The following is a 12,869-nucleotide window of genomic DNA, read 5'->3' as shown; positions in this document are numbered from 1 at the left end:
AAAAGGAACCAATGATAAGAAATAATATCACCACTGTTGAATTTATTGTGGAGTTAATATGGCTTCATCAAAAACGTGGAGATGGTCATGGCTAAAATATTGGTATTAAAATCCAGCATTATGGGTGAGATTTCACAAACCAATCGCCTAATTGATGTAATGCTTGAACATCGAAAAGACCAAGGTTTGCAAGATGACATCACCATACGCAATTTAGCTGAAATGAACCTGCCTGTATTAGATCTGGCAATTTTTCAGGCACTGCGTGGGGCTGAAAATGTAAATCAAGACATTCAACAAATTGTTGCTTTGTCTGATGAATTGATTGCCGAATTAAAAAGTGCTGATTTACTCATTATTGGCGCACCCATGTACAACTTAAATGTTCCGACTCAACTTAAAAACTGGTTTGATTTAGTAGCACGCGCAAGACAAACATTCCGCTATACCGAAACTTATCCTCAAGGCTTGGTGGAAGGGGTAAAAGCGGTGGTGGTAAGTAGTCGGGGTGGTATTCATGTTGGCCAAGAAACTGAGGCAGTCACGCCTTATCTCAAAGCGGTGTTAGGGCTAATGGGTATTCATGAGGTTGAATTTATCTATGCAGAAGGCTTAGACATGCAGGCCTATAGCAGCAATGCATTAGATCTGGCAAACCAGCAAGTGAAAGAATTCGCCATTTAAAATCATGAGCTGAAACTCTTGTATCTCTAATTAATGACAAGAGTTTCTAAGTCTATTTAAATTACATTTCTAAGTTCATTTGCCGTGTTACGTAGCAATGGCAAAATCTGCTGAACCAAATAGTCTTCTTGTACACGGTTGGTTTGAGACATACAGTTAAGCGCAGCTATCGCTTGACCTTGCGCATTAAATACAGGCACTGCAATCGCAATTACGCCAAGCTCATGTTCTTCTTTAGAAAGACAATAATCCGATAAGGAAATGCCCTTAAGCACTTCAAAAAACTTTGACTCATCTACTATGGTAAACGGGGTTAAGCGTTTTAAACCATAATTTTTTACCCACGTATGCTGAGCTTCTTCGGGTAGTGCAGCCAGCAATACTTTACCTGTAGACGTGGCATGGGCAGGCAGTCGGTTTCCTAAATGCATGCCATAAGGGCTTACACGTAAATTATCTTGCTGCGGTAAATAGCTACGCGCAATTGGCACCACTTCGTTATCGTCTAATACCACAATTGAGAAAGTCAGAGACGTCTGCGCGCACAAAAGGTTTAAAAATGATTGAGCAACTTTAGGCAGGTGGGCAGAGCTTAAATAAGAACTTGAAAAGCGCAGCACGCGATGCGTGAGCCAAAAGTAATGTTCATCGGTTTCTAAATAGCCTAAGTATTTTAAAGTTTTTAGATAACGCCTTGCCGCTGTACGGCTAATACCGGTTCGCTCAGCCACTTGAGTGACATTGAGCCGCTGGCGATCTGTTCCAAAAGCTTCCAGCAAAGCCAAGCCTTTTGCTAACCCTGCAATGTAATCTTCTTGACGAATTTTCTCATGCGAGTTCGGGTGCTCTAAAAAAGCATCGAGAGAAGACATCCTTTCATTCCTGTTATTTTGGTTGTTTCTGTCCGCTATTCGGACAAACTAAATGATAAACGGTTATTTTCGTCTTGGATACATAGTGCACAAAACTTAAAGCCAGTAATTTAAAAGTCAGGATGAAACAAGGATGAAGTTATGGATATTTTAAAGACACAGGTTGCAATTATTGGATCTGGACCAGCAGGGTTATTGCTTGGGCAACTTCTATATAAAGCTGGCATCGACCATATTATTGTTGAGCAACGTAGTGCTGAATATGTGGCTTCACGGATTCGTGCAGGAATTTTAGAGCAAGTTTCGGTCGATTTACTTAAACAAGCAGGCGTTGACCAAAACTTAAAAGAAAAAGGATTACCACATTCGGGCATCGAAATCTTAACCAATGGTGAATTGCATCGCGTTGATTTGGCAGCACTCACGGGTGGCAAACAAGTAACCGTATATGGTCAGACCGAAGTGACTAAAGATTTAATGACTGCGCGTGAAGCAGAGCAGCTCACTTCATTTTATGAAGCTCAAAATGTACAAGTCAAAGATTTTTACACGGCACCAAAAGTTGAGTTTGAGTATCAAGGTAAAGCTTTTCAAATTCAGTGTGATTTTATAGCAGGGTGTGATGGCTACCATGGTGTCTGCCGTGCCAGCGTGCCAGAAGATAAAATTAAGACCTTTGAAAAAGTTTATCCGTTTGGCTGGTTAGGGGTATTGGCCGATGTGCCACCTGTAGCCGATGAACTCATTTATGTACAGTCAGAGCGTGGATTTGCTTTATGTAGTATGCGTTCAGAAACGCGTAGCCGTTATTATTTACAAGTTCCTTTAACAGATCACGTCGAAGATTGGTCAGATGAAAAGTTCTGGGATGAGCTAAAAAACCGTCTAGACCCTGAAAGCCGTGAAAAGCTAGTCACAGGACCTTCTATTGAAAAAAGTATTGCGCCGTTACGTAGCTTTGTGACCGAGCCAATGCGTTTCGGAAAACTATTTTTAGCTGGCGATGCTGCGCATATTGTTCCACCGACAGGAGCAAAAGGCTTAAATCTCGCAGCTTCTGATATTGCTTATTTATCAAGTGCGCTAGTTGAATATTATGTCGAAGGTTCCGAGCAAGGTATAAATGAATACTCAGAAAAATGCCTACAACGTGTATGGAAAGCTGAGCGTTTTTCTTGGTGGATGACTCATTTATTGCATCGTTTTGAAACTGAAAGTGAGTTTGATCATAAGATTAAACAAGCCGAGTTAAGTTATGTGCTTGGATCGATTGCAGGTAAAACCACATTGGCCGAAAACTATGTCGGTTTGCCTTATGAGATTAAGCAAATTGATAGTTTTAAGCACGCAAGCTAAAGGCTAGATAAAAATAAAAAGAGCATGCAAATGCTCTTTTTTTTATAAGAATTGGATGGAATGAAATCGCTTAAAAGATGTGATTCAGCTAAAAGTAGCCCCAATACTTTTTAGAATATAGGGCTACTTATCAATTCACCTAAAGTTTAGTTGGCCTTTGCCGCAACTTTATTATTGGTTAATATCACTTGTTGCTGAGATTGAAGGGGTTTAACCACTTGTGGATTAGAGTTACTCCAAGGGATATAGGCTTCTGTCAAAATGTGGCCTGTAAGACTCGTTAAATCACTCGTTTTAACTTCTGCATTGCCTTGATGACCAAATAATACAACTTCATCACCTGCTTTTGCCTCTGGAATATCTGTTACATCAACCATAACAGTATTCATTGATACTCGACCAACTACTGGCGCTTTTTGTCCATTAATTAATACAAAAGCTTTATTACTAAAACTACGACGGTAGCCATCCGAATAACCTACAGGGAGGTTTGCGAGTCTAGAGTCACGTTTCAAAGTATAGGTTTGGTCATAACCTACAGTTGAATCTTTCAGGTAATTATTAACCACGGCAATTTGTGTTTTAAATGCCATCATGCCTTTAAATTCAGGGTGATTAGGAAAATCACCATATATAATTGCACCTGCACGAACCATATCTAAATGTGATTCAGGAACGTTTACAGTAGCAAATGAATTAGCGGTATGTAATGTTAATTCTTTACGATTAAGTTTGGCTTTTTTAATCAACCATGCAGTTTGTTCATTAAATTGCGCCAGACGCTCACGAACAAATTTTTCATCTTCTACGGCATAGTGGGTCATAATGCCGTCAATTTTAAGATGGGGAAGTTTGGTGATCGCCACAGCTTGTTCTTTGCCTAGAGCCGTAGCCATTTCAAGACCATTACGGTCCATACCGCCTGAATTCAAAGCCAAGCTGTAATGAACAGTTGTATTGTTCGCTTCTGCCCATTTAGACATACGGGCAGCTTGGTCATAGTTACCTAAAAGCTCTTCAATATTTAACGCCTGTGCATTGATAATTTCACTATCTGTGGCGGTACGTAAACGTGTAATTTTGCCTTTATAGCCATGCTTGCGCACCATAGCCGCTTCAGCATTACTGGTAATTCCAATACAAGATACGTTTAACTTCATAACACTTGGCATAAGTAGGTCAATACTATGGCCGTATGCGTTAGCTTTCATGACTATACAAAGTTGTGTTTTGCCATTAAGTAACTGATTTGTCCTTTTAATATTATCTTCAAAAGCTTGAGTATCAATTTCTATCCATGCATTTGCTGTAGGTGCAGGGCTTACTTCATTTGTAACATGGGGAGTAAGTAAAGGCGCTGCATGAGCAAATTGCACCGAACCGAATAATATTAATGCACAGCTATAAGCGAGATGAGAAAATTTTGTTTTAAGTTTCATGAGTTTTTAATCTTTCCTGGCTAAATATAATTTAATGCTGGGTGGATTTTTATGGTTAAGTACTGAAATGTAATTGATTTAAAATGTCACACGATTTGGTCTTAATAATACTTTCTCCTTAAAATATTATAGTCGCTATTAAGTAAAGTTTAATTTTGCTTAAACTGAATTGAAAAAATGCAAGTATAATTTCAATTAATCTTAATTAAATCTAAATATACATTCATAAAAAAACAAGAAGAAAAATTATTATAATTTTTTGAATGTTATTTTTTTAATCTATTTATTGGTGCTGTTTTTAATAAAATTTTTTAAAATATAACATTTGGTAAATAATTAACTTTATTATTACATAAGATTTTTTTATTTTTTTAAATAAATTGGGTTATATTTTTTACCAGTTGGTAAAAAATATAAAATTGGTGAAATAAAGAACCGTAATTTTATTAAATAAAATGCAAAAAAATAAAATTACTATATTTTTCATAAGCTTATTTATTATTTATTAAAGCTGTTTTAAAATTTTGGATTATGTCATGTCAATTTTTAAGCGTCTAATGTCATATTTAATAGTTTTTAATAAGTTAATTTAAATTTTATAAATAAAATATTAATTAGATTGATTGAATAATTGGATGTTATTTAGCCGTAGGTGTTTGGTTTTGGTTTTGTGTAATAAATGAACTGGTGTGTCTTATATTCTTTTTTTAATTCGATTTATTGTTTAATATTTTGGTTAAATTAAAATTTTATGTTTGTTTTGAAGTTAAGGAGTTTTCTTAATATTTTAGTTTTTATTAAATGAATAATTTTATATTAAGACTTTATAAATATAAGATGATGAGTGTATTTTTTATTGCTTAGGATGGTTTGGCTTTTTCTTGATCATATTATTCTAATTCTACAAGGATATAATATAGGAGGGCTGATATTGATTTTTAGTGCAAACCATCAATTCCTGTGTAAGAGTCCGTATAGAAATATGAATTTTTATCTTAAAAAGTGTCTAACTAAATATGATGTAATGGCTATGCGATGCCGATTTTTCTTGATGAACAAATGAGCTAAGGAAAATTTTCAGAAGCTATTGTAGGCGTGAACACTCGATTTTTTTATGAAAAAATGAATTGGAAAAAGCGTGGAATAGGACGCGTTTTGCTTAAAAGATCAGCATTAATAAAAGCTTTTGTCATATTTTTTCAGTATATTGCTATTAATTTCTTTATTTATAAATTCTAAGTTTGTATGGAACAGGACCAAGCTCGCATACCTAAATATATTCCTATCCGCGATGCAATTGCCCACGATATTGAATCTGGCGTATTAAAAGCCCACGCAAAACTCCCTTCGGAAAGGGTGCTTTCTGAACAATTCCAAACCACTCGTGTTGCTGCACGTGAAGCTTTGTTGGCTTTGGAAACTGATGGTTTGATTTATCGCTTAGATCGCCGTGGTTGGTATGTCCGTTCTCCTCGTATTATTTATCACCCGCAATCTACCAAAAACTTTAATCAGTTTGTGATTGAACAAGGCTATGAACCTTCGACAGAAGTGATTTCGAGTGAGCTGACTCAGGCTACTTCTTGGGATGCCAAGCATTTAAAAGTTGAAAAAGGGCATCCGATTTATTCAGTTTGGCGACGTCGTTGTATTAATGGACGACCTGTTTTGGTTGAGCATTTACGGGTGAATGCCGAGTTTTTCCCTGAGTTTTTAACTCATGATCTTAAGCAATCGATTACTTTACTGATGGCAAATCAATATGACTGCCATATCACTAGAGCCGACATTAATCTGTATCCAACCGCTTTATCGGAACAGCAGGCCAAAGCACTGCATGTCAATGTGGGCGCACTGGGTTTATATATTCGTCGTAGTAATAGAAATGAACAAGGCGTGATTACTGATGTCGACCAAGAATATTGGCTACATGATGTTTTAGATTTACATTTCGAAGCGCGAGCATAAAAATACAATCTGGTTTAAACCAGATTAATTAAACTGTCATATAAAGCTGTTGAAATACGATAATCAAATAATTGCATTCGATGGTTTGCAGATGAAACAGTATGTTCAACAGACAATCAAACTCGGCACTGCATCAGTTTTAGGTGTAGTGGTCGCTATTCAAATGGGATGTTCATCAGCAACATCAAAAAACTCAGAAGAAATTACAGTCTATACGGCAGTGGAAGCCGACCAGCTCAAACAGTACCAAGAAGAATTACACAAAGCCTATCCTGAACTCAAAGTAAAATGGGTACGTGATTCAACAGGTGTGATCACCGCTAAACTTTTGGCAGAGCAGAAAAACCCACAAGCGGATGTGGTTTTTGGTGTGGCTTTAACCAGTTTACTGGTCATGGAAAAGAAAGACATGCTTGAGCCTTTCAAACCTGAAGGGGTGCAAAATTTAAAACCAGAATTTGTAAGTCAAAAACCTGTACCGACTTGGACGGGTATGGATGCATGGGAATCTGCAATTTGTGTAAATAAAGTCGAATTAGAAAAACGTAAGTTACCAATTCCAAAAACTTGGAAAGATTTAACCAACCCGATTTATAAAAACCTGATTGTGATGCCAAATCCAGCTTCGAGTGGCACAGGCTATTTAGATGTCACGGCTTGGATGCAAATTTGGGGCGAAAAGCAGGCATGGGACTATATGCAGGCTTTAGATAAAAACATTTCACAATATCCTCATTCGGGCTCAAAACCTTGCAAGATGGCTGCACAAGGCGAAATTCCAATTGGAATTTCTTTCGGCTATCCGGCATTTAAATTAAAAGCAGAGGGTGCACCTTTAGAAGTGGTTTATCCAACTGAAGGTTTAGGCTGGGAAATGGAAGCCTCAGCAATTGTGAAAGGAACCAAGAAATTAAGTAGCGCACAGAAATTTATAAATTGGTCGGTAAGCAAAGCGGCAAATGAAGCCTATGCCCATAACTTTTCAATGGTGGCCTACAAAGGCATTGAAAATACCACTATGGACTTCCCGAAAAATCTTCCTCAAATGCTCGTAAAAAATGATTTTTATTGGGCGGCCGAGCAGCGTGAACGTATTTTGGCTGAATGGTCAAAGCATTTTGAAAAGTGATCTTTGGGATAAGGGCCTCATTATGCAAATACCTTCGTTATTGCAGTCATCGCTGCTAGGTCAAAATCAAAAGGTCGAGTTAGCAGGGCATTTATTGTCGACATTAACGACTTATAAATATCCTGAACATGGTCCGTCGGTTTTAGAAGTGGTGGATATTCAAAAAGAGTTCCAACACTTTCAGGCCCTAACGCATATTAATTTAGACCTGAAATCTGGCGAGTTCGTGAGCTTTTTGGGACCTTCTGGATGCGGTAAAACCACATTGCTACGCATAATTGCGGGTCTAGAAAAACCTGATTATGGAAAAGTCATAAAAAAGGGCACAGACATTACGTTGTTGAGTGCTGAAAAGCGTCACTGTGGCATTGTGTTTCAGAACTATGCGTTATTTCCAAACTTAAACGTTGAAGAAAATATTGCTTTTGGCTTAGACAAAAAGAAATGTGATAAGGCACAGCGTAGTCAACGAGTTCAGCAATTATTAGAACTGATTGAATTACCCGATATTGCTAAAAAATATCCAAATCAATTGTCGGGTGGGCAGCAGCAGCGTGTTGCGCTTGCTCGGGCAATTGCACCGAAGCCTGATATTTTACTGTTAGATGAACCATTGTCTGCACTCGATGCTCAGGTACGTCTAAACCTAAGACAAAAGATCCGTTCGATTCAATCGCAGCTTAATCTGCCAACCATTATGGTCACACACGATCAAGAAGAAGCATTAAGCATTTCTGACCGTGTTGTAGTCATGAATCATGGGGGCATTGAGCAAATTGATACACCGCACAATATTTATTACAAGCCACAAACCCAATTCGTTGCAAAGTTTATTGGCACCATGAACTTTTTAACTGCCACTTGTTCAGTCGCCAATCAGCTCGAGGTTTTAGGTTTTATTCTTCTAAATTTGGACCAGCAAAAACTTAAAGCAGGGCAAAACTACAACATTGGTTTTAGACCGGAAGCTGTCGAGTTGGTTGATGATTTTGGTAGTGATAAAGAATCGTTGTATTTACCAGTTAAAGTATTAAGCACTGAGTTTTTAGGCGCAAAACGCCGTTTGTTTTGCACTATTCATATTGATGGAATTGAGCAGGCAAAGCACCTTTTGCAAATTGAAATTGAAAATACCAAGTTCAAATCTTTGCAAGAACTCATGTTTATAAAAGTGCCTAATCAGCTCATTCATGTCTTTGACGAACAAGGGTACGCACTATGTTAAATGAAGCTGCTTCAGCGGTTTTAAAAACACAGCCGCGTCGAAAAACTGAATATTCATTAAGATCAAATATTGCTTCAGCTGCCGTCGCAATCGCTTTGACTTTAGCGATTATTGCTCCTTTAATGATGCTGTTTGAAACAGCTTTTTTTGATGAAAATCAAAATCTTGTTGGCTTTGAAAATTTTTATAATTATTTTGCAAGTCCAGCTTTACTCAGCTCTATATTTAACTCGATGTGGGTTGCTTGTGCTGCTACTGTCATTACAGTATTTCTTGCCAGTATTTATGCTTTTGCACTCACCAATGTGAATATAAAAGGCAAAGGCTTCTTTAAAGTGGTCGCTTTTTTACCCATTTTAGCGCCGTCACTTTTACCATCTTTGGCATTGGTTTATTTGTTTGGTAAGCAAGGTGTGTTTAAACCTTTACTGGGCGATATACAAATTTATGGTCCAATCGGTATTTTAATCAGTTATTGCTTTTGGCTATTTCCAGCAATTTTGATGTTGATGATGGTGTCTTTTCGCAGTGTCGATCAGCGTTTAATAGAGGCATCTTTGTCGCTCGGCAAAAATATCTGGAAGACGCATTACCACGTCACATTACCTGCAATTCGCTATGGACTCATTAGCGCAAGTCTAGTGGCTTTTATTTATGTGATAACCGATTTTGGTATTCCGAAAGTCATTGGCGGTTCATTTAATATGATGGCACTTGATGTCTATAAACAGATTATTGGTCAGCAAAATATGAGCATGGGTGCGGTAATTTCCATCTTATTGTTGTTACCAGCAGTTTTTGTATTCATTTTCGATCGTATTCAAAGCAAACGCCATGCACGTTTTCAAGCTTTTCAGGCTAAACCTTATATCTCAACATCGAACAAAAAACTTGAAGTCGTTCTGAGCTTATTTTGTGGGTTGGTTTCAGGTGCGATTTTACTCATTATCTTTACGGCAGTACTGGCTTCATTCATTCAGTCTTGGCCTTATGATTTGTCTTTAACCTTAGCACATTACAGCTTTGAATATGTCGATGGCGGCGGTTGGGCAGCGTACTTTAACTCGGTTCGTATGGCACTCTTCAGTACGGTTTTTGGAACAGCACTGATTTTTATGGTGGCCCTATTAACCGAACGTTTTAAGGCAGACCCACTCATTAAAAACTATGTGCAAGCTTTGGTTTTATTACCCCTTGCTGTACCAGGGTTGGTGCTAGGTATTGCTTATATTTTGTTTTTTAACCAGCAAAGCAACCCTTTAAATGTGCTGTATGGAACCATGACCATTTTGGTGATTTCAACCATTGTGCATTATTACACTGTGCCACACCTCACTTTAACCAATGCCATTAAACAGATTCCTTTACAGCTCGATCAGGCAGCAGAAACTTTAGGAACATCGAAGTGCAAAACCTTTTGGAAAGTGTATTTGCCCATGTGTTTTCCAGCGCTATGCGATGTATCGGTCTATGTTTTTGTGAATGCCATGACCACTGTATCGGCTGCCATTTTCCTCTATTCACCAGACACCAGTTTAGCGGCGGTGGCGGTTTTAAATATGGATGATGCAGGAGACACGGTTGCTGCTGTTGCTATGAGCATTCTCATTTTAACCACCTCGTGTGTTGTAAAACTCATTCACTGGTTATTTACCCGAAAAATTATGGCAAGAAGTCAGCAATGGCGCGAAAGCTCCCATTAAGTTTTAGCTAAACACAATTTTTATTTAACCGACTGAAACGAAATGCTTTGTTCAACAAGGCAAGGGTTTATTCATCCTAAATTTCGAAAATTGGAAGTCTTATGAATAACGCAAAGTTTGATTTAATTGTTGTCGGCGCCGGTATTTTAGGTTTGTCCGCTGCCATACAAGCGCAAGAGCAAGGCTTAAAAGTCTGTATCTTTGAGAAAAATGCTCAACCTGTGGGCGCAACTCGTCGTAATTTCGGCATGGTTGGAACATCGACCTTAACCCATCCAGAGCAACAGTGGCGAAAGTACGCGCTTGAAACGCGTTCTTTTTATCAGCGTATTCAAGCTGAAACCGATATTTCCTTTGCTCAACGCCAAGGTGTCTATCTGGCAAACACTGCACTTGAATGGCAGGTTTTAAATGAGTTTGCCGAGTGTGCAAGTAACTATCAAATACCTGTGCATTTACAAAGTCATGATGAGCTGGTCACCCAATTTTCCTATTTAAATCCTTCGCAGCATTTTCAAGGCGGCTTGGTTTTTGAAGAAGATTATTCGGTCGAACCGCATGTGATTGGGCAGCGACTATTGGCATATGCCGAAAGAAACGGTGTAGAGATTTATACCAATGCTTGTGTCGTTCAAACCCAATATCAACATGAAATTTGTCAGGTTCGCTTGGCAAGTGGCGAGGCATATCGGGCAAATAAAGTTTTGATCTGTCACGGTGAAATCATCGATATTTTATACCCAGATCTCTTACGAAGCTTGAATCTGAAACGTTGTGGCTTACAAATGGCCCTGACTCAACGGTTTCACCAAAAATTAAATGCTTCTCTTTATTCAGGCTTATCTATTTCACGTTATCCGGCTTTTGAAATTTGCCCAAGTCATGCGGAGTTGGTTAAAGCGTCACAACAAGGTTTCATTAAAGAATACGGTATTCATATTCTGATTAAACAAAACGAATTTGGCGAACTCATCGTAGGTGATAGCCACGAATATCATTCAATTGATGAAGCGCCGCAGTTTGAGCAGCGTGAAGAGATTAATGAGTTTATTCAAACCTACTGCTACGAAAAATTAGGGCTGACTTTACCTCCAATTCAAAAACGTTGGAATGGTTATTACCTGACTCATGAAGATGAGTTGGCCTGTGTCACTGAAGCTGAAAAAAATATCTTTCTGGTGAGTGCAATTGCTGGCAAAGGTATGACCACAGGGGCCGGATTTATGAAAGAAATATTAGAAGAAAATATTTACTAGTTTGTCATCTGGTTTAAACCAGATTGATGTATATTGAAATGAACGTGAAAGAAATGAGTACCATTATGAACATGCAACCCCAACTCGATATGGATTTAGAGAACAAGTATTTGCTTCTCACACCAGGACCATTATCAACATCGGCAACAGTACGCCGTGCCATGCAAAAAGACTGGTGTACTTGGGACCAAGAATACAACTCGCTGGTACAAGATATCCGTTCCCGTCTAGTCAACTTAGCAACCAGCCAATCTGAAAAATATACGGCTGTGTTAATGCAAGGCAGTGGTAGTTTTGCTGTGGAGTCTGTGCTTGGTTCAGCTATTCCACGTGATGGCAAAATCTTGATTATCAATAACGGTGCATACGGTGCACGTATGGTGCAAATGGCGCGTTGCTTAAATATTGAAGTTGTAGAACTGAACTATTTAGAAACCCAGACACCAGATTTACAAGAGATTGAACGCGTTTTAGAAGATAAAGCCATTAGCCATGTTGCTTGTGTGCACTGTGAAACCACCACAGGAATTTTAAACCCGATTCAAGACATTGGTCGTTTAGTAAAAGCAGCAGGAAAAATCTGGGTTGTAGATGCCATGAGTTCATTTGGTGGTGTGCCCATGGATATGGCTGAGCTTGAAATTGATTTCCTGATTTCAAGCGCGAATAAATGTATTCAAGGTGTTCCGGGCTTTGGTTTTATTTTGGCAAAGCGTGATTGCCTAGAAGCATGTAAAGGTTTAGCTCGTTCGGTCTGCCTCGATTTGTATGATCAGTGGAACACGATGGAACAGCATAACGGCAAATGGCGTTTTACCTCGCCAACCCATGTGGTGCGTGCTTTTTATCAAGCATTGCTTGAACTTGAGGCAGAAGGCGGTGTTGCTGCACGTTATCAACGTTATTTACAAAACCAGCAAACCTTATCGCAAGGTATGCAACAACTGGGCTTTGAATTGGTACTCGGTGAAGAGTGCCCACAATCACCCATCATTACCACTTTTCTTTACCCAACAGCCAAGTCATTTAGCTTCCAGTCATTTTATGAAACGCTGAAAAAATCAGGCTATGTGATTTATCCGGGCAAAGTCACAGATCTCAACTGCTTCCGTATTGGCAATATTGGCGAAGTTTATATTCATGACATTGACGGACTTCTTGCTGCGATTGCCAGCTACTGCGAAAGCCATCTCAATCAAGCTGTAACAGCATAACTTTTATTAAAACATTTGAATTA

The 12,869-nt window shown here is 38.5% G+C and carries 10 protein-coding genes; 8 read left to right on the top strand and 2 right to left on the bottom strand.

The genetic code is table 11. The features are described from left to right. Positions 1–87 precede the first annotated feature (87 nt). Entirely contained in the window at positions 88–684 is a 597-nt protein-coding gene (locus KTJ10_RS02480; protein ID WP_262441268.1) for an NAD(P)H-dependent oxidoreductase, read from the top strand. A 56-nt stretch (positions 685–740) separates the two neighbouring features. Here KTJ10_RS02480 and pobR read toward each other — a convergent pair whose 3' ends face one another. Next, positions 741–1,556 carry an IclR family transcriptional regulator PobR gene (gene pobR / locus KTJ10_RS02475; protein WP_017481527.1) on the bottom strand — a complete coding sequence of 272 codons (816 nt, stop codon included), beginning with the start codon at positions 1,554–1,556 and terminating at the stop codon, positions 741–743. A 141-nt stretch (positions 1,557–1,697) separates the two neighbouring features. Between pobR and pobA the strand changes: the two genes are divergently transcribed. After that, positions 1,698–2,912 (top strand): 4-hydroxybenzoate 3-monooxygenase, encoded by a 1,215-nt coding sequence (gene pobA, locus KTJ10_RS02470; protein ID WP_016144900.1) that lies wholly within the window; start codon positions 1,698–1,700, stop codon positions 2,910–2,912. A 146-nt stretch (positions 2,913–3,058) separates the two neighbouring features. Here the strand turns inward: pobA and alr are convergent, their stop codons facing one another. After that, positions 3,059–4,351, bottom strand: coding sequence for an alanine racemase (gene alr / locus KTJ10_RS02465; protein WP_262441267.1), 1,293 nt, complete (start codon positions 4,349–4,351; stop codon positions 3,059–3,061). 1,245 nt (positions 4,352–5,596) lie between these two features. Here alr and KTJ10_RS02460 point away from each other — a divergent pair. The 6 genes from KTJ10_RS02460 to phnW all read left to right on the top strand — a co-directional run bounded on the left by KTJ10_RS02460 (position 5,597) and on the right by phnW (position 12,846). Next, entirely contained in the window at positions 5,597–6,319 is a 723-nt protein-coding gene (locus KTJ10_RS02460; RefSeq protein WP_032056467.1) for a UTRA domain-containing protein, read from the top strand. Between the two features lie 91 nt (positions 6,320–6,410). Next, the gene (locus KTJ10_RS02455; RefSeq protein ID WP_262441266.1) at positions 6,411–7,448 is read left to right on the top strand and encodes a putative 2-aminoethylphosphonate ABC transporter substrate-binding protein; all 1,038 of its coding nucleotides are present in this window, start codon (positions 6,411–6,413) and stop codon (positions 7,446–7,448) included. Positions 7,449–7,470: 22 nt separating this feature from the next. Then, a complete protein-coding gene (locus tag KTJ10_RS02450; protein ID WP_262441265.1) occupies positions 7,471–8,673 on the top strand; it encodes an ABC transporter ATP-binding protein in 1,203 nt (400 codons plus the stop codon). Continuing rightward, positions 8,667–10,376, top strand: coding sequence for a putative 2-aminoethylphosphonate ABC transporter permease subunit (locus KTJ10_RS02445; protein ID WP_262441264.1), 1,710 nt, complete (start codon positions 8,667–8,669; stop codon positions 10,374–10,376). Before KTJ10_RS02450 ends, KTJ10_RS02445 begins: the two co-directional genes overlap by 7 nt. A 101-nt stretch (positions 10,377–10,477) precedes the next feature. Beyond that, positions 10,478–11,632: a TIGR03364 family FAD-dependent oxidoreductase gene (locus KTJ10_RS02440; protein ID WP_262441263.1), complete on the top strand. Its 1,155-nt coding sequence runs from the start codon at positions 10,478–10,480 to the stop codon at positions 11,630–11,632. Between the two features lie 26 nt (positions 11,633–11,658). Continuing rightward, positions 11,659–12,846: a 2-aminoethylphosphonate--pyruvate transaminase gene (phnW, locus tag KTJ10_RS02435; protein ID WP_262441422.1), complete on the top strand. Its 1,188-nt coding sequence runs from the start codon at positions 11,659–11,661 to the stop codon at positions 12,844–12,846. Positions 12,847–12,869 lie beyond the last annotated feature (23 nt).

Origin of the sequence: Acinetobacter sp. WU_MDCI_Abxc222 (genome assembly GCF_025514755.1) — a bacterium.
Taxonomy (GTDB): domain Bacteria; phylum Pseudomonadota; class Gammaproteobacteria; order Pseudomonadales; family Moraxellaceae; genus Acinetobacter; species Acinetobacter geminorum.
This window is presented reverse-complemented; position numbering and strand designations above follow the sequence as displayed.